19 protein-coding genes are annotated in these 22,340 nt (G+C 62.9%); 11 read left to right on the top strand and 8 right to left on the bottom strand.

What is annotated here, in order from left to right:
- Positions 1-269 precede the first annotated feature (269 nt).
- Positions 270-674: a pilin gene (locus ACFXKN_RS04445; RefSeq protein ID WP_379432383.1), complete on the bottom strand. Its 405-nt coding sequence runs from the start codon at positions 672-674 to the stop codon at positions 270-272.
- Positions 675-794: 120 nt separating this feature from the next.
- A complete protein-coding gene (locus tag ACFXKN_RS04440) occupies positions 795-1,976 on the bottom strand; it encodes a replication-relaxation family protein (protein WP_379432382.1) in 1,182 nt (393 codons plus the stop codon).
- A 418-nt stretch (positions 1,977-2,394) separates the two neighbouring features.
- Here ACFXKN_RS04440 and ACFXKN_RS04435 point away from each other — a divergent pair, with 418 nt between their 5' ends.
- The 4 genes from ACFXKN_RS04435 to ACFXKN_RS04420 all read left to right on the top strand — a co-directional run bounded on the left by ACFXKN_RS04435 (position 2,395) and on the right by ACFXKN_RS04420 (position 5,325).
- Positions 2,395-3,081 (top strand): hypothetical protein, encoded by a 687-nt coding sequence (locus ACFXKN_RS04435; protein WP_379432381.1) that lies wholly within the window; start codon positions 2,395-2,397, stop codon positions 3,079-3,081.
- A gap of 80 nt (positions 3,082-3,161) precedes the next feature.
- Positions 3,162-4,148, top strand: a complete 987-nt coding sequence (locus tag ACFXKN_RS04430; RefSeq protein ID WP_379432380.1) for a TRM11 family SAM-dependent methyltransferase — start codon at positions 3,162-3,164, stop codon at positions 4,146-4,148.
- Positions 4,149-4,269: 121 nt separating this feature from the next.
- On the top strand, positions 4,270-4,818 hold the full coding sequence (locus tag ACFXKN_RS04425) for a GNAT family N-acetyltransferase (protein ID WP_379432379.1): 549 nt from the start codon (positions 4,270-4,272) through the stop codon (positions 4,816-4,818).
- Positions 4,819-4,968: 150 nt separating this feature from the next.
- Positions 4,969-5,325, top strand: a complete 357-nt coding sequence (locus tag ACFXKN_RS04420) for a DUF4440 domain-containing protein (protein ID WP_379432378.1) — start codon at positions 4,969-4,971, stop codon at positions 5,323-5,325.
- A 412-nt stretch (positions 5,326-5,737) separates the two neighbouring features.
- On the opposite strand, the gene cysS is transcribed toward ACFXKN_RS04420, so the two are convergent.
- The 3 genes from cysS to ACFXKN_RS04405 form a co-directional block, all read right to left on the bottom strand.
- On the bottom strand, positions 5,738-7,129 hold the full coding sequence (gene cysS / locus ACFXKN_RS04415; RefSeq protein ID WP_379432377.1) for a cysteine--tRNA ligase: 1,392 nt from the start codon (positions 7,127-7,129) through the stop codon (positions 5,738-5,740).
- A 59-nt stretch (positions 7,130-7,188) separates the two neighbouring features.
- On the bottom strand, positions 7,189-8,178 hold the full coding sequence (locus ACFXKN_RS04410) for a KamA family radical SAM protein (protein WP_379432376.1): 990 nt from the start codon (positions 8,176-8,178) through the stop codon (positions 7,189-7,191).
- Positions 8,179-8,662: 484 nt separating this feature from the next.
- Complete coding sequence (locus ACFXKN_RS04405; RefSeq protein ID WP_379432375.1) at positions 8,663-10,138, bottom strand: DinB family protein; 1,476 nt, start codon at positions 10,136-10,138, stop codon at positions 8,663-8,665.
- Positions 10,139-10,521: 383 nt separating this feature from the next.
- Here ACFXKN_RS04405 and ACFXKN_RS04400 point away from each other — a divergent pair, with 383 nt between their 5' ends.
- Entirely contained in the window at positions 10,522-13,881 is a 3,360-nt protein-coding gene (locus tag ACFXKN_RS04400; RefSeq protein WP_379432374.1) for an NB-ARC domain-containing protein, read from the top strand.
- Positions 13,881-15,050 (top strand): damage-control phosphatase ARMT1 family protein, encoded by a 1,170-nt coding sequence (locus ACFXKN_RS04395; RefSeq protein ID WP_379432373.1) that lies wholly within the window; start codon positions 13,881-13,883, stop codon positions 15,048-15,050. The genes ACFXKN_RS04400 and ACFXKN_RS04395 overlap by 1 nt, the downstream gene beginning before the upstream one ends.
- Before the next feature lie 293 nt (positions 15,051-15,343).
- Here the strand turns inward: ACFXKN_RS04395 and ACFXKN_RS04390 are convergent, their stop codons facing one another.
- Positions 15,344-15,604: a cold shock domain-containing protein gene (locus ACFXKN_RS04390; protein WP_379432432.1), complete on the bottom strand. Its 261-nt coding sequence runs from the start codon at positions 15,602-15,604 to the stop codon at positions 15,344-15,346.
- Between ACFXKN_RS04390 and ACFXKN_RS04385 the strand changes: the two genes are divergently transcribed.
- Positions 15,567-15,953, top strand: a complete 387-nt coding sequence (locus tag ACFXKN_RS04385; protein WP_379432434.1) for a hypothetical protein — start codon at positions 15,567-15,569, stop codon at positions 15,951-15,953. The genes ACFXKN_RS04390 and ACFXKN_RS04385 overlap by 38 nt on opposite strands.
- Positions 15,954-16,147: 194 nt before the next feature.
- On the opposite strand, the gene ACFXKN_RS04380 is transcribed toward ACFXKN_RS04385, so the two are convergent.
- Entirely contained in the window at positions 16,148-16,405 is a 258-nt protein-coding gene (locus ACFXKN_RS04380) for a hypothetical protein (protein ID WP_379432372.1), read from the bottom strand.
- A 247-nt stretch (positions 16,406-16,652) separates the two neighbouring features.
- Between ACFXKN_RS04380 and ACFXKN_RS04375 the strand changes: the two genes are divergently transcribed.
- From ACFXKN_RS04375 to ACFXKN_RS04365, 3 genes are read left to right on the top strand one after another with little or no spacing between them, the layout of a single operon-like run.
- Positions 16,653-17,465, top strand: coding sequence for a DUF5753 domain-containing protein (locus ACFXKN_RS04375; protein WP_379432371.1), 813 nt, complete (start codon positions 16,653-16,655; stop codon positions 17,463-17,465).
- 4 nt (positions 17,466-17,469) lie between these two features.
- Positions 17,470-17,802, top strand: a complete 333-nt coding sequence (locus ACFXKN_RS04370) for a DUF397 domain-containing protein (RefSeq protein WP_379432370.1) — start codon at positions 17,470-17,472, stop codon at positions 17,800-17,802.
- A 33-nt stretch (positions 17,803-17,835) separates the two neighbouring features.
- Positions 17,836-19,101: a hypothetical protein gene (locus ACFXKN_RS04365; RefSeq protein ID WP_379432369.1), complete on the top strand. Its 1,266-nt coding sequence runs from the start codon at positions 17,836-17,838 to the stop codon at positions 19,099-19,101.
- 120 nt (positions 19,102-19,221) lie between these two features.
- Here the strand turns inward: ACFXKN_RS04365 and ACFXKN_RS04360 are convergent, their stop codons facing one another.
- Positions 19,222-19,560 (bottom strand): hypothetical protein, encoded by a 339-nt coding sequence (locus ACFXKN_RS04360; protein WP_379432368.1) that lies wholly within the window; start codon positions 19,558-19,560, stop codon positions 19,222-19,224.
- A 704-nt stretch (positions 19,561-20,264) separates the two neighbouring features.
- Between ACFXKN_RS04360 and ACFXKN_RS04355 the strand changes: the two genes are divergently transcribed.
- The gene (locus ACFXKN_RS04355; RefSeq protein WP_379432367.1) at positions 20,265-22,076 is read left to right on the top strand and encodes a TOPRIM nucleotidyl transferase/hydrolase domain-containing protein; all 1,812 of its coding nucleotides are present in this window, start codon (positions 20,265-20,267) and stop codon (positions 22,074-22,076) included.
- Positions 22,077-22,340 lie beyond the last annotated feature (264 nt).

Here is a 22,340-nt window from a genome sequence, read left to right as displayed (position 1 = left end):
GGCCCAGCACCGGGCATTGGAGCCGGGGTGCCCGGCTCGGGTGCGGGGGCAGTGGGCATGGGCGCGGGTGTGTCGGTCTCGGGTGGTTGGGGTGCGTTCGTCACGGTGGGCGGCGCTGGCGGGGCCGTCGGCGGCGCCGCAGCCGCCACACCAGCGCCCAGCCCGACCAGCAACACCGCGACCACCAACACGACCCCGATGACCCACCGGCCCAACGGAAGTCGCGGTGGTGGTGAGGTGCCGACCGGGTGCGGGGCGGAGGTCATCGTTCAGGCCCCCACGATCGACTTCAGCACCGCGACGATCACCGGTGCCAGCATCGCCAACCCGTAGCCGATGCACGCCGCTCGCAGCGCGGTCTTGGACTTCTCGACCTCGCCGGGATCACCGGACGCGAGCACGTAGCGGGCGCCGGCGACGGTCAAACACACCGTCGCGAGCCCGGCGAGGATCCCGACCAACCAATTGCGGATGTTGTCGAGGACCTGGTCGAACGACTCCGCGATCGCGAGCACCGACACCGGTTCGGCCGCAGCGGCGGCACTGGCCGTCGTCACCAACGCCGCCACGACGAGGACCGCGAACAATGCGACGCGGGCCAGAGCCCGAAACGGGGTCGCGGATTCCGGTCGCTGTGCTGAGGACGCAGAACGAGCTTTTCGAATACCGATCATGCGCATCGGCGATTCACCTCCACCTGAGTTGCCGGTTGTGCGGGGGCATCCGATGTCCGCCCGCATCGCCTACTCCGCGCATCCGAGCCGCATTTGGACCCGGGCGTATCCAGCAATTGGTCAGGTCCGACCGCACGAACCTGTTCGCGAGGTACAGACGCGGCAGCCGATTGGGTGGGGGGAGGAGCCTGGTTGCGTGGCCGGTGAGTCGTGTCGGTCGGCGGCCACGATCGCCGACCCCAGCGAGCTGAGGGTGTAGCGCCACGGCGCCGCACCACGCTGACGGGCACCGGACTGCGAGCGGGCCCGGGTCAGCACACCGCGCCGAGTCAGCGCCGCCAACCGTTTGCGGGCGGTGTCGACACTGGGAAACAACAGATCGGCGACCTGATCGGCGGTTCGACCGCCTCCTGTGTCGAGAACCCGCAGAAGCTCCCGGTCCCGGCCGGTTAGGCGCCGCCGCTGGTCGGCGAGCTCAGTGTCGTGGTCCTCGCCGGCACACGACAGGTTCGCCAAGGCATCGTGCTCGACGACGCTGGTCCGAGACGGGTCGACCGCGGTCGCGCGTGCGGCTATCCAGGCGACGAGATCGCGTTCACCGCGCTGGCGCGCTTTGCGTAACGCCCAATGCCCTTCCTCAGTGCCGACCAGCGACGTCACCGACCGCCCTTCCAGCCGGGTAGTGGCGATCAACTCCGCTACCTCGGCAGTGATCACGTTCTCCGCGACAGCCTGAGCGAGAATCTGCTCCGGATGACCCGGCGGAGTCCACATCGTCGGCACCGGCTCATCCCGACCGGCACCGTCCTCAGACCCGGCCCTGACATCGGTGCCGGGTACCGGAGCCGCGGCCTCGCGCCGCACCCACGCCCGGCCACCGCGAAACAACGCCCACCGCAGCCGGAACCACAGAAACGGCCGATCTAGATCGATCCGACCCAGCTCGGCGAAGAACTCGGCCAACAGATCGGCCTGCACATCAGCACGGTCAGTGCTCCGGCGGGGGCCGAACACCTTCGCCATCGCCGCCAACATCGGCGCCGCCATCCCCGCACACACCAACGCCGCCTCCGAACCCTCGGCACGTGCCCGACCGATCAGCCACACCCACACCGAATCGACGGTCTCGATCGGCAGCGCCGGATCCGAGAGCACCTGCCGCAATCGCCCCCAACTCACCACCTGCTCGGTCAATCCCAACGCCCGCTCGCCATCGACGGGAACTGGGTGATCGGCGATCCGATCGAACGCGACCCGCACCACCGACAACGGCTCCGAAGAACTCCTCGAATATGTATTCATGACGATCAATCCCCTTGCTCGAAGCGAATAAGAATCCGACCCGGCAAGGACACAGAAGGCGCGCCACCAAAACGCCACCGAATAACTTCCAAACGACCTCCGAACAACCTCCGCGCCGCATCCACCATCTCTAAGAGGTGATGTGGAGCCGGTCTGAATGCGCATACTTCTGCGCGTAGAAACAGTGATCGACCAGGGCGGTGTACTTCCGGTGTCCATCGGTGGCGCAGTACACCGCGCAGCGAGCACGTCATGAAAAATGAATCAAGATCCGTTCGAAATCCCTGACCGCGGCATCAGAGGCAGTGCCTTCAGTGCCCGGATATTTCGGGACAGGGAATTGTCCAAAAATGGTGAATTCCGAAGGAGTCGACCAGTGCACACACCGGAGCACTGGACACGACAAAGGACTTCGCCGATGACTGAACACGCACCCATCCGCCGCCGTCGCGGTGCCAGTTCCACCCGTTCCCGAACCCCGCGTTCGGAGGTCCCCTCGACCATCTGGGCAGTCGGTGCCAAGCCGCTCGAGCCCACCGCCCAGTGGCCGACACCACTGGTGTCGCGCGCCGTCACCGAGTTCTCCCACCCCGACGACAGCGTGCTACTCCTAGCGACACCGGCCAAGATGGCGAACAGTCGACGCCCCAGGTTCATGACACCGGCGACCAAGGCCTCACTCGCCACCATCGAAGGTCAGCGCCGACACAGCGAATCGGAACCTCTGACCGCCGACCGACGCACCAGTCGGGCCACGGCCACCGGAGATGACGGGGACGTCGCCCTCGTTCTGGCCAGTCTGCTGCCGCCCGAGTCCAGCTCGCTATCGGTCGTCGACGAGATCATCACGCGCGCCGCCGCCCGGCTGGCTCCTGGCGGTGTCCTGGTCGTGCTGACCCGCAGCGCCCACACCCGCGAGGGTGTCTTGGCAGATCCGACCGGGTACATCGTGTCCACCGGGCAGGCCGCCGATCTGCTGTTCCTCCAGCACATCGTCGCCGTTCCGATCACTGGCGACACCGTCGTCGCTCCCGCGGCCGAGGACGCCGATCGCGTCTACCACGCGGTCGCACACACGGATATCACCGTTCTCCTACGGCCCTGACGGCGAACCGTGCCGCGCCGGTCCCGCAGGGTTCTCCCGCGCCCGACCTCGAACATTCGATCCGAAGAGAGGCTCTTTCGATGACTGAGACCGGTGAACTCGACAGCACCAACACCCGGGGTGCGGTGTCGGTGTGGGCGACCGCCCAGGCCGCGCCCGCGACCCAACGCTCAGGCCGATTCCACCCCGATAGTGTCAAACACCCGGCCAAGATGCTGCCCGCGATCGCGGCCCACGCGATCGCGGGCTACACCCGGCCTGGCGATCTGGTGATGGACCCGATGTGCGGAATCGGGACAACCCTCGTCGAAGCCCTTCACCTCGGCCGCCGCGCTGTCGGGGTCGAATACGAAACTCACTGGGCCGAGATCGCCCGCGCCAACACCGACCTCGCCCACACGGCCGGCATCGACCTACCCGCCGCCGTTTACCAAGGCGACGCCCGCAAATTGCCCACGCTGCTCCCCGACAACCTGCGCGGCCAGGTCGACCTGGTTATCACCTCACCGCCCTACGGAGACTCCACCCACGGCCAGGTGCGAACGAAGCCGGGCGAAGGAGTCCGCAAGACCAACCACCGCTACGGCGCGGTACTCGACCGCGGCAACCTCGCCAACGTCGGCATCGGCCGACTCCTGTCCGGATTCACCAAAATCCTCACCGGCGCCGCCGAATACCTCAAACCAGGCGGACACGTTGTGATCACCGCCCGACCCTGGCGCCAGCACGCCGAACTCATCGACCTGCCCACCCACATTATCACCTGCGCCACACTCGCCGGACTTATCCCGGTCGAACGATGCGTCGCCCTGCTCGGCCGACTCGCCGACGACGACATCATCGCCCGCAGCTCCTTCTTCCAACGCGACTTCATCGTCAAAAACCGGGAGGGAGGGCTGCCGGTGCACTTGATCGCACATGAGGATGTCATCGTCCTGCAACGCCCCGAAAAGTGCTCGGGCTCACGAAAACTGAAGAATTTTCAGAACGAACCCGAGTGGTCTTCGGTGCCGTTTGGGCCGACCGGTGCTCGGGTCGGCAGCGAACCCGGCGAATCGGCGGCATGAGTCAGCGATCGATGCCGGGAACTGCGCCAGAGGTGACGTCGAAAGCCAACACCGGCTAGGGCGCCGGAGTAGGACGGGAAACTCAGTTGATCGGCCGCTGAGACCTTGGTCAAATCAAGCCATGACGTCGCTTGTTCGTCCCGCCATGATCTGGGCAGCCAGTTGGACCGACACCGTCCGCGACTTTGGTGCGCTGGAGGCGATGAACGGCTCTGGGCATTGGCATGCGGAGCAGGTCGAGGCGACTGCTGAGGGGTGCGCGAGGTTCATCGCCACAGTGCTGGCAAGCGAAAGTGCCGATCCTGCTGGTACTCGGGTAGCCTCCACCTACTACTGGATCGCGGACTGCGGGCCGCAGGCTTCGGTGGATGGCGAAATAGTTGGCTTCCTGAGCCTGCGCCACGAACTCAACGAATTCCTGCGCGCGGAAGGCGGCCACATCGGCTACTCGATCCGCCCGGCTCGCCGTCGGCAAGGTCACGCCACCAGAGCGCTTGCCCTAGCGCTCGCCCGCGCGGCCGAACTCGGGATTGACGATGCACTCGTAACGTGCGACGACAACAACGTCGCATCCGCACGCGCGATCGAGCGGTGCGGGGGGACGCTTGACGATGTCCACAACGGCAAGCGGCGCTATTGGATCCGGACCACAGCCTCAACTGACGCATGAACATCGCTGATCGGCATTGGGTGGGCATCGTGGCCTGCCTCACCGGGATCGGGAGGGCTCCCGACCTCGCAGCTCGGCTGTTACCGCTGGAACCACCCGGAGCGAACAATTGGACAGATATCGACCGTTTAGATTGCCAAGATGTGGTGCATGTCCGAACCGGTAGATGCTGTTATTGCCCGCGAACTTCGGCTCCTCGATCAGAAGGTGAGGTCATCACCCGAACTCATATCCGAGCTACTCGATCCGGACTTCTGCGAGATCGGCGCGTCCGGGCGGCGATGGAGCCGATCCGACATCATCGCGGCTGTCGTCGAGCAGGCGGCGATGTCGGATATACCGATCCAGGCGTATGACATGCACGGCGAACTTCTGGCCGACGACGTCGTATTCCTCACCTACACATCCGAATCTGATGGGCGTCGCGCCTATCGGAGTTCGTTGTGGCGCCGGGTGCACCAGGGTTGGCAGCTGTACTTCCATCAAGGAACTCTGAGCTCGTCGTGAACAAGGCTCGCCCTGCACATCACTCCGTCGACCCGGCTGGCAGCGGGATGTGGCGATAGCACAGCTCGCGCCTCGGAGCGGGCGCGGCGAACTGCTGACTGTCGTTCCCTCGGCGCGCGTACCTCGCGGCAGGTAGAGCCAAATCCTTGCCCTTGGTTCTGCTAGATCATGCCTAGCCGTCGAAGCGGGAACCGGCGGATATCATCGTGCGTGTCAATGATATCGGCGATGCCTTGGCTTCCAGCCATGTCGGGCCCTGCTCGTACCTGGTCGTTGGTGGTCCAGTCGCTCGACCAGGCCGGGCACGTGCACTGCTGATTCCCCTAGCTCACTGGCCGAGGACCGAGCATCCAACCGAAATCGAACGGAAGCGATGTCGGCCAACGGGAATAGGAGCGTCCGCTGAGTTGGACTATTGCTGGCCGAGCGCCCATTGCGGGCCGCCGACAGCATCGGTCACCTCGATGCCGGCGGCAGCCAAGCGATCCCGCACTCTGTCGGCGGTGGTCCAGTCATCAGCGGCCCGCGCGGCGGCACGTAGTTCGAGTTGTCCGGTTACCAGCACGGCGAGCGCATGGTGGACATTCTCAGCGGTATCCGTGCGCCGGTTCCAGTGCGGGTCCAGGGGGTCCAGTCCGAGGATACCGAGCATGGCGCGCACCTGCCCGGCGATGGCCGTGGCTGCGGGGACGTCGTTGCCGGACAGCGCCTTGTTACCTTCAGTGACCAAGTTATGGATCTCGGCCAGCGCCCTGGGCACAGCGAGATCGTCGTTGAGAGCAGCCGCGAAAGCATCGGTCCAATGGCCGACTGGCACCTCGCCTGCCCGTTCGACCGCACGATGCACAAACGACTCCAGCCGTCGGTACGCAGCGGCGGCGTCGTCGAGTGCCTGCTCGGAATATTCCAGCAGTGCCCGATAGTGGGCGCTGCCGAGGTAGTAGCGTAGTTCCGCTGCGCGGACCCGGGTGAGTACGTTGGGCACCGAGAGCACATTGCCCAGCGACTTCGACATCTTTTCCCCGCCCAGACTCACCCACCCGTTGTGGAGCCAGTACTGTGCGAATCCGTCCCCTGCGGCCTTGGACTGGGCCACTTCGTTCTCGTGGTGCGGGAACACTAAATCCATGCCGCCACAGTGGATATCGAACTCGGCACCGAGAAGACTGGTAGCCATCGCCGAGCATTCAATGTGCCAGCCGGGGCGGCCGGGGCCGAATGGCGACGCCCAGACGGGCTCGCCGGGCTTGTGTGCCTTCCACAAGGTGAAGTCGCGCGGGTCGCGTTTGCCGGTCCCAGCGCTCTCGCCTTGCTGGACGTCTTCGAGGCGATGCCCGGATAGCTGCCCGTATTCCGCGAAGCTCGCGACCGCGAAGTAGACGTTGCCGTCGGCAGGGTAGGCGTGCCCGGCGTCGATGAGACGCTGCATCAGTTCGATGATCTCGGTGATGTATTCGGTCGCGCGGGGCTGCGCCGAGGGTGGCAACACTCCGAGGGTGTCGTAGGCGTCGTCGAAGGCGCGTTCATAGGTGAACGCCCACTCCCACCACGGCCGACCTGCCGCGGCGGCCTTGTCCAGGATCTTTTCGTTGATATCGGTGACGTTGCGTATGAACCGTACGTCCTGGTCGTGTGCCATCAGCCACCGGCGCAGTACGTCGAAAGCGACTCCGCTGCGGACATGGCCGATGTGCGGTTGATCCTGCACGGTGGCCCCACACACGTACACGCTTACCTGTCCGGGGATCAGGGCGGTGAACTCCCGCGAGCTTCGTGTGGCGGTATCGAACAGGCGCAGCGTCACGGGCCGCGATGCTACCAGTTGGTTTGTCGGCAGGACGGATGTCGTTGGTGGGCGCGACACTACGACGCCTTGGTGCGGCAGTGGGGTACCGCGGTGATTGTCGGTCCGTCGTCGCCGTGTTCGACCCACCACTGCCGTCCTTCCGACGGAAGGGCGTGGATGGGGTCGAAGAATTCATACGACCGGCTCAATGCCTCTGAATCCGCTGCCTCCGACTCCGTGCGGAAGTTCTTGGACCAGTAGGAAATTCCGCGAATCCGGTCGTAGTAGTACACCTGGTGCACCCACATTTTGCCCGCCAATGGCACGTCGCAGACAATCCGCGGCGTCGCGAAGCCGGGAAGGTATCCCATTATGTCTAGCTGCAGGGTTTGAGCGTGGGTCAGCGATGTACGCCAGTGCTCGCTGAAAGGGATCATGTCGCACATGTAGACGTAGTACGGCATTACGGCAGCCTCGTCGAGCAAGGCGAAGCACAGGTCGAGCAGCGCCCGCGGGCTGTCGTTGACCGTCCGAAGGAGCACCGCCTGGTTGCGAATATCGCGTAACCCTGCCTCCAGCAGGCGTTTTGCTGCCGCGCAGACGCTGGATGTGACTTGTTGGGCAACGTTCGCGTGGGTGTGCAGTGCCAGTTGGACTCCGCGGGCATTCGCGGTACGTGCCAAACGCTCGATTCCGAAGACCACTTGATCGTCTGCCCAGTGTTGGGGCAATCCGACCAGGGCCTTGCTCGCCAACCGGATGTCGCGGATGGAGTCGATTGTCAGCAACGCGTTGACGAACGCTTCGACTCGCGGCCAGGGCATGTTGGCGATGTCTCCGCCGGAGACCACCACATCACGCACGGTCGGTGTGGCGCGCAGGTAGCCGAGTATCGCGTCCACTCGTGTCTCGGGCTTGAGGGTGAATCTGATCTTGTCGATCTTCGGGGTGGAGTTGCCGACCAGGTCCATTCGGGTGCAGTGCCCGCAGTATTGCGGACAGGTGGTAACCAGCTCGGCCAGGACTTTGGTCGGGTATCGGTGGGTCAAGCCCTCGGTCGCCCACATGTCGCGCTCGTGCAGAGAGTCTCGCTGCGAGTAGGGATGGGATGGAAAGTCAGTGCATCTGTCCGAAAAGACCGGCAGCATGTAGCGCCGGACCGGATCGCCGAGGAACGAGTCGGTAAGGCTCCCAGGTCCATTGGCCGCAGTTTCAGCCGCGATCGTGTTGACCATGTGAGGGGTTATCAGCATCGACATCGTCGCGTACTCGCGCTGGTCGCGCTCCAGATCCGCGAAGAAGGAGTCGCTGAGAAGGTCGCCGGTGACTTCGCGGAGTTGGCGAGTGTTTTTCACGCAGTGCGACCGCTGCCACTGCGGTGAGTTCCACTCTCGCTCTGTCGTATCCCGCCAGCCGGGAAACCGGCGGAAGTCGGGCTCGGATGCGGTACGTCGGCGGTAGGTGTAGGGCTGTTGTAGAGCGGGAGACATTGCCGTCCTTCGGGTTTGAGGGCGTGCGTCGCCGGTGTCCGGTCGCGGAAGCCGTGGCCGCCTATCCCAGGGTTGGCTTGGTGTCGACGATTTGGCTGAGCAGGCGTGCGGCTTCGTCTGCCCGCTCGTTGATCGCGATCGCCAGGGACTCGACCCGGTCGGCCAGGAACCCGTCGGCGCCGATCAATGCGGCTTCGGCCGTTCCCAAGCCGCTGAACAGTCGGGACGCGAAGCGATGGTTGGCGGTATGCCTATGGCCGGAAGCATCGAGGATCTTGTCGATTGAGACAGCGTGATCACGCGGGTGCCAGATGTAGCGCTGGAGCCGGAAACGGAGTTCGACGGGACCGAGTTCCCACCACGCGGAACGGATCCCGAGTTCGTTGTCGGTTATCTGCGAGAAGTCCTGCGTGTTGCGCAGATGGAGACGTTCGTAGAGCGCCAACAACTCCTGGAGGCTTTCATGACTGCCCGGTGGCTCGCCGTGCAGCGCAACCGTGTCGGTCGCCGCAACGATTTGCGGAGGCAGGCCTTTGCGACCTCGATCCAGCGCGTGCAAGATCTGCGGCCGGTATGCCCACCACTCCGCCATCACGACGTGCGCGAGGTTTTCACGGATAGAACGTTCTGATCGCAGCGGCGTTCTGTCCATTAGCGCATCGGGGACACCGACGAACAACGACTGGAACTCACGGTAGGCGAACCTGTGCTGGCCCAGTAGCCGGTGCGTATCGTTGAATTGAGGGCCGTGTTTTGCGCGTTCGCGTTCGGCTGCGACCGCGAAGGTACAGAGTTCTTGGTAGGTTTGCAGGACGATCTCCCGAAGGCAATCCGAGTACCATTGCCAGTCGCCAGTTCCGGGCTGCCCGATCCAATCCCGCATGAGAACGGTGTCGGGCAATGTGGCGACAGTTTGTGCGAAGCGCTCGACCGCCGCGGCGAGGGGGGAGGTCGTGACCTGGTGGTGACGGTCCCATGTGGACTCGGTGACGCCGCCGTTCTGGGCGACCTTGCGCCAGCGGGTAGCTTCCTCGACGGTGACACGATCTTTGTGGTGACGAGTGATCGCTTCGTCGAAAAGCTGGATGGCTTTGCTGTACTTCTTCTTACGCAAGGCTTCTTTGCCGCGTGCGACGAGGAACTGCGCTTTGAAGGTCTCCGCTGTCAGATGTCCTGGGGTGTCATGGAATACGCTCTCGTAGCCGACAGAAAGCCGGGTACGACGCGGTGCTCCGTTCCATTCGTGGTATCGCGTTTGATCAGGTGCGAGTAGTTGGATGGTCGGTGACCAGATGTAGATGTGGTTGTTGATGATGTCGGTGCTCGCACGGTCCGGTTCGGTCGTGGGGACCCGGACTGGCAGCGTGTGCGTCATGATGTCGCGCGCGATAGAGGGATCGGAATAGATGTTTCGGTCATGGCCTGTGCAGCCCGAGCATTCCGGCGAATACAGGTCCAGCAGAACCGGTTTGCCCTCGATCTCGGATCGCTTCAGCAGGTCTTGGAAGTCGTGCTGGTCTGCCCATTGAATTGTCAATGTAATCAACCCATTCGCTATGAGGTGGTGTAACAGCCGGTTGGTAGCGGTACTTCGACGGTTGTGTCGAGGTGCGCCGGGTGTAGCGGCTCGTGTGAATGTTCCGCAGCAGGATTGCCATGACACTGGTTCAGTTCACGGCTCGCACCTCGTTGGTTCCACGCTCGGCCGCTCCTGGCCGAGCCGGTCGTCCCACCATCCCGGGGGCGATGGTGTTGGGAGCGGCCTGGTTTCACGGTCCCATTCGGTGGTCCGCGTCGGAAGTCACTGCGGGGGTACCGTAGGGACACTCGACGACCGGGAGCGCTGGACGGGGGCCGCGACGGATGAGTTTGCAGGTTCGGAGTTGGACCGGCGCTGATGCTCTCGTGCTGCGAGAAGCGATGAGGCTAACGCGGGAGGTGTTCTCCGAGAAGACGGGCATCGGAGTGAGCACGATCAAGAAGTGGGAGACTCGCGGTCAGGCGCACAAGCTGTCGCTTCGCTTGGCCGAGGTCATGGACGCGACCCTGGACGGTGCCGCAGATGACGCGGCCGAGCGCTTCTGGCAAAGTCAGAAGCGCTCTACCTCAGTAGGATCACTCCTACCACCACTGGAGTCCGGATTGATTCAGCGAGCCGATGAGTTCCACGAGCTATGTGCTCTCGTCCTCGCCGCTGCCCGACACGGCAGCCCTCAAGTGATCGCGGTGACCGGCCCAGGAGGGTTCGGTAAGACCACATTGACCGCCCAGGTGACACACGATCCTGAGGTCGCGGCAGCTTTCGGAGACATCCTCTGGGTCGAGACCGGGCAGAGCTGCACGCCGGACAGGGTCGTCCAGCTTATCGCGGATCTGTGCGTTCACCTCGGCCACGATCGACCTGCGCTGGCCGACCCCACGCAGGCGGGCCTTCATCTGGCTCGGATCCTCAACGAGCGCAACGCGTTGCTGATCGTCGACAATGTCTGGTCTGCGCACGATCTTGCTCCCTTCCTCCAAGGCGCACCTCGCTGTGTGCGGATGGTCAGCACACGCAATGTCGGGGTCTGTCCGTCGGATGCGGCTGTGTTTCGGCTCGGCACGATGAACGCCGATGAGACCAGGGAACTGATTCGGCGCAACCTGCCCCACGAAGCGATCGATGGCTTGTCGCCATTGGCGAATCTGTGCGGGGGCTGGCCACTGTTGGCAACGGTCGTCAACGCCGCGGTCGGCCATGACATCCGTTCAGGAGCTGCTCTGTCCGCGGCTATCGCCGCCGCCGGCGAAATGCTGCAGGCGGATGGACCTGGAGCCTTCGACGTGTGGGACACCGACCAACGCAGTACTGCGATCGGTCATGCGATCTCGGCCAGTCTGCGAAACCTCGTCGAGCACGTCACCATTCCAGGAACCGACCGACTCGACGACCGCTACCTCGACCTGTGCGTATTCCCCGCCTCGATCCCGATCCCGATCCCTGTCCTGGCTCAATGGTGGAAAACCGCGCACGGCTGGAACCTGTCGAGCACACGACGGTTCTGTCGGGTTCTCGCCGATCGCTCGATGATCAGTGCCCACCTGGCCGGCCAAGATTCCATCGTCCTGCACGATGTCTTCGTGACCTACCTGCGGCACCTGTCCGGCGAAGGTCAACAGGCGAAGCACCGTTCGCTACTCGAGGCCTTCCGCCCCGTGACTATGCGATGGCACGACGCACAAGCATCCGATTACCTGTGGCGATGGCTGTCCTACCACCTCGATGCCGCAGACCTACGCGACGAGCTGCATTCCACCTTCGGATCGCTGGACTTCCTCGCCGACAAGGTTTCGCGGCATGGACACCAGTCGCTCGCTCTCGACTGCCAGATTCTGTCGAGCCACCCCGGCTCGAGCCCTGGTCGCGAACTAACCGCAGCTGGATTTCTGTTGCACGGACTGATCCACCGCACCGACATTCTGGCCACGCTGCGAGTCGTCGCAGCGAGAACTGGACACGAAGAGGTCGGCGCCCCCTCTGGGAGCGGCTTCAGCGTCGAACATGTTGTCCCAGTAGAGAACCACGGCCCAGGCCACATCGGAGCCGTTGTCTCAGTATCAGTGAACGGCTCGACGTTAGCCTCTGGCGGCGAGGACGGAGTGCTGAAGCTGTGGGATCACGCCACCGGCACCCTCGCCCGCCACAGCAGCGGGCACACCGGATGGATACACGCCACTGCGGTAGCCCCCGGCGGCTCCGTTGTCGCAACCGGCGGCGATGACGCCGATATTCGGCTGTGGGACACAGCTTCTGGAACGGTCATAGCCGTCCTCACCGGTCATACCCGTCGTGTCAGATCCCTGGTATTCACCCACGATGGCACGCACCTGATCTCCGCCGCCGAGGACTGCCTGATCTCAGTATGGGACGTCGAGCACCGCACCATGTTGCGACCACCAACCGTCATGCCGGTTCCGGTGTGGTCGATCGCCGTGTCTCCTGACGACCAGCTCATCGCGGTCGGCGGCCAGGATGAATTCATTCGGCTGATCGACCTCGCCGATGGCCGGATCACGGCTGAGCAAGTGGGACACGACGATTGGGTGCGGGCAGTAGCCTTTTCTGATCCGCTCACGCTCATCAGCGGTTCCGGAGACCGCTCGATCCGACGCTGGGCGGTCACCCCCGAGCGCGACCTGATCCCCGAAACTCGGACGATGTTCGCCGACCGCGTCCGCGCCATCGCTTGCGACAACAATCAGACCGTCGTGGCGACCGAAGACGCCCACCTACACATATTCGACGGCGATCAGCACGTCGCCGACGCGGCGATGCCGTCGGGGGTCGACTGGATTCGCTCCATCGCGATCACCCAAACAGGCGACGTGATCGCCGCATGCGAAGACGGCGCGATCAGGCGCTGGCGCGACGGGCACCTCACAACGTGGGTACAAGGCATCAACACGGTCTGGTCGATCGCCCACGACCAACAGAACCGACAGACATTGCTCGGCGACGGAACCGGCGAGATCACCATCGCCGATGAGGCCGGCGTGAAACGCGCGGCGATCCACGTCGGCCCCGGACGAATATGGTCGCTGGCCTGCGCCGCAGGCTACATCGCCGCGGCCTGCGGCGACGGCCAGGTCCACATCCGATCGACTGTCGACCCCGAGTGGAAGCTCGTTCTCAATCGCGAAGCGCGCCGGACATGGGCAGTCGCGATCGCTGGCTCCGGGACTCGGATCGCTGCCAGCGATCGCGACGGACATGTCCGAGTTTGGAGTCTGCCGTCCGGTGATCTCCTCTGGGAGACCTACACAGACGCAGGGCGAATCCGTTCACTGTCATTCGACGAAGGCGGCACGATCTTGGCGGCGGCATGCGGGGACGGCACAGCTCGCCTTTGGAACGGCCACGGCGACCTGCTGTCGGTCGTACCGGCGGCTGGCGGATGGAGCCGAACCGTCGCCCTCGACTCCGCTGGGTCACGTCTGGCTGTCGGCGCGGGGACCGGCGCGATCATGGTGCGCGACACTCAGACTGGCAAGACCTTGGCCGAGCTCTCCGGCCACACCGGCCGCGTCTTGATGCTCGGATTCCTCGGCGACCATGTCGTCTCTGTCGCCGCGAACGGCACCGCCCGCTGGTGGTCGCTCACCGACGCCCAACACTCCGAAGTCCGTGTCGACGCCTCCTGTCAGGCCGCAGGCTTCGACCCGACCCGTGGCCATGTCACGATTGCTAGCGCGGGCGGTATGACCACCTTGACCATTCCCCAGCCCGCGATGGGAGCCTGATGTCCAACAGCACCACCTCCGCTCAGCCGATCCTGTCCAGCGAGAAGGACTCCTTTTCATGGAAGGTCCTGACCCAGCGCCATCCCACCCTGATCGACCAGATCGAATCCGCTCACCCCTATCCGCCCGAGATTCGGCGACGACTCGACGCGCTGCGCGAGGAAATCACCGGCACGATCCAGCCGCTACCGGACGGCGCGGCAGGCAAGCATGCATGGGATTGCTGGGGTGAGGGAGTCTACGGCCGCGACTGGCTCGACGCGCCGTTCCTGTGGGCGGAAAGCTATTTCTATCGCCTGTTGCTAGAAGCCGTCGGCTACTACGAACACGGCCCCTGGCATGGAATCGACCCCTTCGTCCAGAAGAACACCGAACTCCACGCCGCAGAACTCGCAGCGGAACTCGCAGCGATGAACCCCGAGCACGACGACTCCTCGACAGAAACCGCTACGCTGATCCACGCCGCCCTCTGGGGCAACAGAGCCGACCTCGGATTCCGGATATCAGACCCCACCTCCGCGGCCCGCGAGCACGACGACGCCAACATCATCGCCGACCAGACCACGCAAGCAGTGGAACTCCTCCGCAGTGTCACCGACGGCACCATTGCGCTGATCGCGGACAACTCCGGTCGTGAACTGATCCCCGATCTGCTGCTGATCGACCATCTCCTGCGTGTCAACACCGGACTCAAGGTCGAACTCCATCTCAAGCCACACCCGTACTACGTCTCCGACGCCACCACAACAGACTTCCTTTCGACACTGCGTCTCCTGGCATCCATCCCCGGCCGTGCTTCCGAGACTGCCGAACACCTCGACGCGGCGCTCCGCAACGACAGGCTGCGCCTGTCGAGCCATGAATTCTATTGCGCACCAATGCCGTTTCACGAAATGCCAACCGATCTCAACGACCAACTGGCTGCCACCGATGCCGTGATCTTGAAGGGAGACCTAAACTACCGACGCCTGGCAGGCGACCAACACTGGCCCACAGCAACGCCGTTCAACCGGCTCACCGAATACTTCCCGTCCGCAGTCATCGCACTTCGAACCCTCAAGTCCGACTTGGCAATCGGAATCGACGGCTCTACATCAACCCGACTGGAGTCATCGGATCCTGCCTGGCGAATCTCCGGCCACTACGGCGTCGTTCAAACACGGCCGTGAGAATCCCGCTCACATCCGCACGCCGCAAGCAATCTGCGGAATTCGCCCCTCCGATCTCGGCCATGGCACGCCCACGATCGACAGCCAAAACACACACGGCCCACGCACACGAGCAAAGCTGACTTCACCGGTACGCGTGTGAGTCGGACCTGCACAACCCAGCGCTGTATCGTCAGATCCGGGAAATCGGCCGGTCAGGCCGCACAGGAATCGACGGAATCCTCCATGCCCAGCGGTACGGGACGCCGAGGGGCTGCCCTGTTGGCGGACGTGACTGTGCCTCGGGCTCGTGACTATCGCGGTCCCACGTGGTCTTCCGTTGAATCCGGCGATCCTTTGTTCCCCGTGTTCGCAATTGGGGTGACCGCCAGTGCTTGCGGTCCCTGAAGGCTGTCGACGACGTCGAAACGAACACGCTGCTCAGCGTGTAGCGTCCGTTTGCCGCGTGTATCGGTGGTGTCGGCCGACAGTTCCGGCCACCGCACGAATACGTCAGGTTGGTCGCCGTCAGGGACGATGAAGCCGAACCCATTCTCGGCGTTGAACCATTTCACTGTTCCGAAGAAGGTCAATGTCTTTCGTCCGATCGGGGGTGGCTTCGCTGGGGATATCGGTTGCGGGGCTTTAGACGGGAGATTGGCGATGTTTGCCAATGTGACCGGGGTGTTCGACCGGCAGCAGGTTGTCGACGGCGTCGATTTCCCGCTGGATTGCGGCGACTTGCGCTGCGACCCAGCGGCCCTGGCGCGCCCGAGCGAAGTAATTTGCGACGGCGGCGTGGGTGCTCAAGTCGGTGTGTCCGGTCGAGTCGAAAACGGTGGAATCCATAGGCTTTCGCAGTTCAGTCGATGGAAGTTGTGTCGGCCGTCGTGCACGATGAAGGCTCGCGATGCTGGTATGTGACTCCTAGCCCAGTCGGTGAGGAACTCTCGTGCCGCCGATACACACGCGACGCAGTCGATGATTAGTTCGCCGGTCGGGCAGGCGTACACGATCCGCAGGTGCACATCAGGCTCGTGAGGGCGTGGACTCTGAGTCTGAAATCTCGAGATGCGCCGCTCTTCGAATGTGTTCGGATCGGCCGACATCGGGTCTCTTCACCGTCGCCATGGAAACCGGCGCGGACCAGGCGGCTGCGGCTGTTCCCAAGGTGAATCAGCGATAGCCAGACCCATCGCCTCCAAGGCGGTCAAGCCGACCTGCTGGGCCAATCCGCTGATCGTTGAGATCGCCTCGGCGGCCTGCATCGCAGCCGTTGCTTGCTCGATAGTCAGTGTCCGGCCGGGGAGGTAGGAGACCACCCAACCTCCGTTGCCGACGCTGCGGGCTGCGTGTTCGGTTTGGTCGGCGGTCATCGCTGTCCCGCCAATTACGTGCACTGCCATAGGTTTCCCCGATCCGGTCGGCAATCGTCGAAGGCATGTTCGTCGCGCTACATCGACTACGTAGTAGCGTAAGTTACTTGATTCAAGTACGCAATGCATGTGTTAAGTAGGTAGTTGATGGTGTTGTACAGTGAAGTAGGCATCGCCCGGAGGAAGGATCTCGATGGAACGGACCTCTCCCACAGTCGCTAGCTGGGAGCTCATGCTGAGGATTCGCATGCGGTCTGACGAGCGCGGCGAGAAGTCGAAGACGATTGCGCAAGCGGTGAATGTCAGCCCGCAGTATTGGTCGCAACTCGCTCAGGGCAAGGGCGTGCTGGCCGCGGACAAGCTCGAGATCCTGATGGATCGGCTCGAGTTCGAGCCCGACGAGCAGGTAGAGCTGAGAACGTTGCGCGAGATCGCCAAGGGACGCAATCCGTACTCGAAGTACTCCGCACTGTTCAGTGCGCAGTTGATGCGGCTGTACGGCCTGGAGGACGGAGCGCACAGCATCCGCAGCTTCGAGAACTGCGTGGTCCCCGGGCTTCTCCAGTGCGAGGACTACATCCGGGTTCTGATGAAGGCCAGCGTGACGATCAGTCGCCCGACCGAAGTCGAACAACGTGTCCAAGCTCGACTGCAGCGTCAACGGCGACTCGATGAACCAAGCCCGCTCCGCCTGTCGGTGGTCATCGGTGAAGCGGTGCTGGCAAATCGCGTAGGTGGGCCCGACATCCACCGCCAGCAGCTATGTCACCTGCGGGATCTCGTTGACAAGTACCCAGAGACGCTGGATCTACGGGTCATCCCGTTCGAGGAGGGCACGTCGATCGCGAGTTTGAACTCGTCGACGTTCCACCTCCTGGACTTCGAGAGTGCTCGGTTGCCTCCGGTGGGTTGGTTCGAATCCACCGTTCGCGGTGAGATCACCGACGATCCTGACCAGGTCAAGACCATGGAATACCTCTACGAACAGGTTCACAAGGCTGCGGTTGGTCGAGACGACACGATCAAGCTGATCGGCCAGCTCGCCAGCCGGATAAGATAACAGCATGAGCACAATCTTCTTCAAGTCCACTTACAGTGGCGGGAACGGAAGTTGTGTCGAGGTGGCGCACATGTCCAGCTCGGTGCTCATCCGCGATAGCAAGTACTCGGGTCCCGTGGCGGAACAACCGACCGTGCGAATCCAGGCTGGCTGCTGGAACGACTTCCTCGACCTTGTCCTGAGTGCCAACTCCGGTGTTCTCGACGGCGTAGCCATCGCTGTTCAGCCCTCTGGTGGGGCCACCGTCACCCAGGGCAACAACGTTCTCGTCTACACCGCCGACGAATGGGACGCGTTCGCCAAAGGCGTCGCGGATGGCGAGTTCGATCGCCGCTAGCCCCTTCGGCCCGGACTGAGGGTCTTAGAACTCATGGCAGCGCCGAGCGATCACCACACGGCCCGTGCTGACGAACAAGCCCCGAGTAATTGCCGGTTCAGCGTCGCCGAGGCCGAAATGTGGCAGGTTGACGAGATGACCTGGACTGGCGCGGCCGAGCACGCCGATTTATACACCTCTGCAGTTTCGTTGATCCAGACATTGCGAGGCATCGGCAGCCAGCTCGAGCGCGGCGCGGTGCACTACGAACCACATCACGACATGGCCGATCGTTGCCGATCGTTGTCGCTGTACCTAGCGTCAGCCGTCGCCGACGCCGAACGTGATGCTTACGCACCGGCCTTCGGTTCGCTGCGATCCGCGCTCGAACATGTACTCATCGACAAGCTCATTTCCCAAGGGACACAGTGTGTCCGCATCCTTGAGGGTGTCGAAGAGCAGATCTGGCAGCAATGGGACCGGGATCGGAAAGCCGGCCAGGGATGGGCGGACGTGCTCAGCTGGAACTGGCGTAACGGGGTAGTGCGAGCCAAAATGACCGGCCCCTACGTGCGCGGTGAAGACGGAACAACACAGCCGATCGGCTTCCTCTACTTCCTTCTGGACGAGTACTCGCCGTACCTCGGCCTACCGGACGAGCAAGTGCACTTCGACGACGGCTTGACCGACGTTGCCGAACGCGTAACTGCCGCCAAACATCATCGGACGTTGCACGCTACCTATCTGAGGTGGAAGAGCATCACGGAAAGCCTGGTGGAGAACCAGCTGGCCGACTCCCAAAGTGTGCGCATGATCAATGTCCACAACCGGTTCTTGAGTGCCTTCGTCCATCCGAACACGAACGCGATCCGCCAGTTGTACGGAAAGAACCGACGGACATGGCCTACCTACGACCACTACAGCAGCGAGTTGGTCCTGCTGTACGTCAATGTTCTAGCCGCTGAGGAGTTGAAATCATTCCACGCGATGACGCAGCGCCCACCGACGATTGGGATCTCCGGCTGGGCAGATGTCTTCGGGCAGTGCGCCCAAGCCTGGACCGTAAGCTCCCATCTGTGGTTCCCAGGTCAAGCTCCACACGAGTTCGATCGGTTTCAGGAAGCCAATCGTCGGGTCTTTCGCGGTCAGAAGTCCGGTGAACATCCGCTCGTGCGCCCGGATGCTCTTTCGGATGCCGACATCGGCTACTACGCCAACCCATTGGACCGGCTGATCGAAATGCACAGCAGCCGAAGGGAACTGATGAGCGGGCTCGTTTACCGATCCCCGTGGCACCGAGGCGATGCCCAGTTCAGATAGTGTCGCTCCCAGTCAGATGCTTGGTTGCCACCAAGTCCAGAAGCTCCGCAGTACATCGGAATGCCTCCGAATCCGCTCATCTTCAGAGGCATTCCTCTGTGTAAATATGCGGCGGCAGTGTCAACGTTTCTTCGTGAGGCTTCGCAGTGCTGTGTGTACTTCGGCGACCTCGTCGAGGAGTGTTTCGAGGCGGTCGAGCAGATCCGAGCGCTGCTGGTGGATACTGATCGGCTGCTGGCCTAGCGGCTCGGCCGTCATGCAGTCGGTCCTGTTGGAGGCTCCCGCATTCGGTGGAGGCAATTGGGTGGCGCTGCCGCTGAAAATCTCGCTGCACAGCTGGCGGACACGATCTTCGTCAGCCCGGGCGAACCGCCAAATATCTCGGTCTGGTGTGAGCGCGCCGCCGAGCTCATCTGCGGCGTCGTGGAAACGTCGGTCGTACGGTGCCTTGACTTCCACCTCGGATCCGACCGAGATGATTACACTAGTCATTGCGGAGGTCCTTTCTCCGTAGCTGCCCCCGTCTGGTGTTCGCGCACCGGGCAGGGGCGTATTTAATTCTGGTGAATGCGACGCCAATCGGGATGCGTCGCATTCGTCGATGATAATTCATGAAAGGGCTTTCGCGCCAACATTATTAGGATTGTCGAATTGGTAGATATGGCCTCTCGGTGGAGGCGTTCTCAATCGCAAATTGAAGAATGGGCGGTGTGCTCAATTGGGAAGTCAAGCATCGCGTCAATGGCGAGGTTGTCGCTTCCGTCGATCGGCCGATTCCGCCACCGAGCGGGAGATCGTGTATGGCAAGACTTGCGATCGTCGTTGGCGACAATGCCCCTTGCGCCAATAGTGAACCTGAATAGGCTGAGCTGCCCAACCTTTCGTTGCTGGCTCGCCAGCGGCACCTCGGGTCACCGGCGGGTCCATCGGCGGCAGCGCGTAAAGTGGCCAGCATCATCGACTCATGCGGAATGCCAAGGTGTCAAGGCCTTTTGGGGTCGGCGTGCACCCCGGTGTACTCGCCGCGACGGTCGTCCAGTATGTCCGATTCCTCATATGCGGTCTCGGCTGGTAAGTTCTGGGATCCATCGCCCGCGTTCGGAATCTGGGGTGACGGGTCGAGGAAATGACCTGCGCGACAATCTGTCTTGGATGGTTGGCAAGTGCATCTTGATAAGTACTCCGTGCGCGGGTTTCGTTCGCTCGCCGACGTCACGGACATTCCGATCGGCAGTCCGACGATCCTCGCTGGTCCCAACGACGGCGGAAAATCTGCGGCGCTCAACGCGCTGGCGTTCCTCCTCGACTCGCATGCTCTGACCGAAGATGACCGGTCCTATAGCTCTGGGGAGTCCGGTGGCCGTTGCATGATCACCGAGGTAGTTGGTGATTTCCGCCTGGACGATTGGGAGCAGGAGAAGTTCTGCCTACCCGCCCGGGTGTGCCTGCGGCGCTGGGCCGATGCGGAACTCGCACCGCGGTACGAGATCTGGGGCCCAGTGCCCGACGACGAAGACCTGCGGGACTTGAACGGGAAATTGTTGCCCGAACTCAAGGAGTTGGCGACCAGGTTCGGGATCCGGACGACGAAACTGGCGAAGCCGCAGGTGCTGGCTAGCTTGATCGAGTATGGGCGGCAACATTCGAGCCATGAAGGCTGGAGGGGAATTCCCCTTGCCTTGGTGGGTCGGCTTCCGCGGATCGCGGAATTTGCGGGGGAGTCGGGCCCCGAAGGGGCGATCCGCTCTGTGCTGAATGTCCGGTTCAAGAGCTATATGGCCGAGGAAGATGTCCAGGGTCGTATGCGCCAGCTGGAAACCGATGCGCGCGAGCGGATGGCTATCGAAGCTAAGCCGTTGGCGGACCACATTGTGGAGCGGTGCCCGGACATCGCTACCGTCACGGTCGAGTCCGAGGTGAGCGTCACGCCGGTCTTGCGTTCGGTTTCCCTTCGGTTGGAGCGTGCGTCTGGTGAGCTCGTGCGGTTGGACCACTCCGGTCGCGGCAGCGCTCGCCGAATCTCGATGGCTGTGTGGGAGGGGACCAGCGAGCTACTGACCGAACCTGCTGGCGGCGAGGATGATCCGGTCGTCGAGCCGCCTGTGCAGGTTATCGTTGCCTATGACGAACCGGATACGCATCTGGACTATCACTTCCAGCGTGAGGTCATGGGAATCATTCGTCGGCAGGCGCTGGCGGACCACGTTAATGTTGTGGTCGCCACATACTCCATGAACCTCATCGATGGCGTGGATATTCGAGACGTGGTGCTGCTCAAGCTGGACAACGGACGCCGGACAGTGGTGCAGCGCTTGGGAAGCGCTGAACACGCCGAGTTCGACCGTCATCTCGGGGTGATCGCCGCTGCGGTGGGTCTCCGCAATTCCGTTCTGCTTCACGAACGTTGCTTTCTCGCGGTCGAAGGCGAGACGGAAAAGTTGGCGGTTCCGATCCTGTTCAACCTGTCAGAGGGCATGTCGTTGCAGGCTGCGGGGATCGCGCTGTGGGCTAGCGGCGGAAACGACGGCGCGCTGCAGCTCGCCAGTTACCTCCACAGGCACGGGCGCAGTGTGATGCTGATGATCGACGCGGACAGTGAGAGGAAGAACCGGGTCTTCGGCCAGAGCAGCCTCACCAGGCACTTCGGTCAGGACAAGGAAAAAATCACCAGAATGTTGGGCCGAGGGTCGAGCGCCGATGAGTTGGAGGAGCTGTTCGACGACGAGACATGGGCAAGAACTGCGAATGGAGCCTGGCCGCGGGAAGTTGGCTGGACCTCCGAGCATTTCGCTGATCACCGAGGGTCCAAGAAGTTCAGTGCCGGAGTTGAGCGCATGCTGAAGGAATTCAGTGACCAGTACCCTTCTGGCAAGCCTGCGATGTTGTGCGAGGTAGCCGTCCGACTCAACCGTCCTGAGGACGTACCGAGCGAACTCCGAGGGATCTTCGCGGACCTGCGTGCGCTAGCTGGCTAACAAGTCTGGCGATCGAGTGCGTCGAGCTCGCCGCTCCAGCATCCGCTTCTTGCGTTGCGCAGCGGTGGGTTCGACCCACGTATGCCACTCTACTGTCGGCTCCCAGCGTTGGAGATGCTGGTCGCGGTCCACTCCACACCACCGACAGCCGTTGGGGTTGGGAACCATTTCGTCCCTGTTGTGTGTCATATTGGCCCCTTCTGTCTAGGTAGTTGTACCTCAGAGGTATGACATATAAGTTGCTACTGCCTGGGCAGAAAGGGC

It is taken from the genome of Nocardia sp. NPDC059195 (assembly GCF_042754695.1).
Lineage (GTDB): Bacteria > Actinomycetota > Actinomycetes > Mycobacteriales > Mycobacteriaceae > Nocardia.
This window is presented reverse-complemented; position numbering and strand designations above follow the sequence as displayed.

Excerpts from the sequence above, each read along its gene's own strand:
- ACFXKN_RS04385 (WP_379432434.1), top strand. The coding sequence starts at position 15,567 with ATGAAGCCGAACCCATTCTCGGCGTTGAACCATTTCACTGTTCCGAAG.
- ACFXKN_RS04440 (WP_379432382.1), bottom strand. The coding sequence starts at position 1,976 with ATGAATACATATTCGAGGAGTTCTTCGGAGCCGTTGTCGGTGGTGCGG.
- ACFXKN_RS04425 (WP_379432379.1), top strand. The coding sequence starts at position 4,270 with ATGACGTCGCTTGTTCGTCCCGCCATGATCTGGGCAGCCAGTTGGACC.
- ACFXKN_RS04380 (WP_379432372.1), bottom strand. The coding sequence starts at position 16,405 with ATGACCGCCGACCAAACCGAACACGCAGCCCGCAGCGTCGGCAACGGA.
- ACFXKN_RS04370 (WP_379432370.1), top strand. The coding sequence starts at position 17,470 with ATGAGCACAATCTTCTTCAAGTCCACTTACAGTGGCGGGAACGGAAGT.
- ACFXKN_RS04445 (WP_379432383.1), bottom strand. The coding sequence starts at position 674 with ATGATCGGTATTCGAAAAGCTCGTTCTGCGTCCTCAGCACAGCGACCG.
- ACFXKN_RS04395 (WP_379432373.1), top strand. The coding sequence starts at position 13,881 with ATGTCCAACAGCACCACCTCCGCTCAGCCGATCCTGTCCAGCGAGAAG.
- ACFXKN_RS04410 (WP_379432376.1), bottom strand. The coding sequence starts at position 8,178 with ATGTGGGCGACCGAGGGCTTGACCCACCGATACCCGACCAAAGTCCTG.
- ACFXKN_RS04375 (WP_379432371.1), top strand. The coding sequence starts at position 16,653 with ATGCGGTCTGACGAGCGCGGCGAGAAGTCGAAGACGATTGCGCAAGCG.
- ACFXKN_RS04435 (WP_379432381.1), top strand. The coding sequence starts at position 2,395 with ATGACTGAACACGCACCCATCCGCCGCCGTCGCGGTGCCAGTTCCACC.
- ACFXKN_RS04420 (WP_379432378.1), top strand. The coding sequence starts at position 4,969 with ATGTCCGAACCGGTAGATGCTGTTATTGCCCGCGAACTTCGGCTCCTC.
- ACFXKN_RS04430 (WP_379432380.1), top strand. The coding sequence starts at position 3,162 with ATGACTGAGACCGGTGAACTCGACAGCACCAACACCCGGGGTGCGGTG.
- ACFXKN_RS04365 (WP_379432369.1), top strand. The coding sequence starts at position 17,836 with ATGGCAGCGCCGAGCGATCACCACACGGCCCGTGCTGACGAACAAGCC.
- ACFXKN_RS04400 (WP_379432374.1), top strand. The coding sequence starts at position 10,522 with ATGAGGCTAACGCGGGAGGTGTTCTCCGAGAAGACGGGCATCGGAGTG.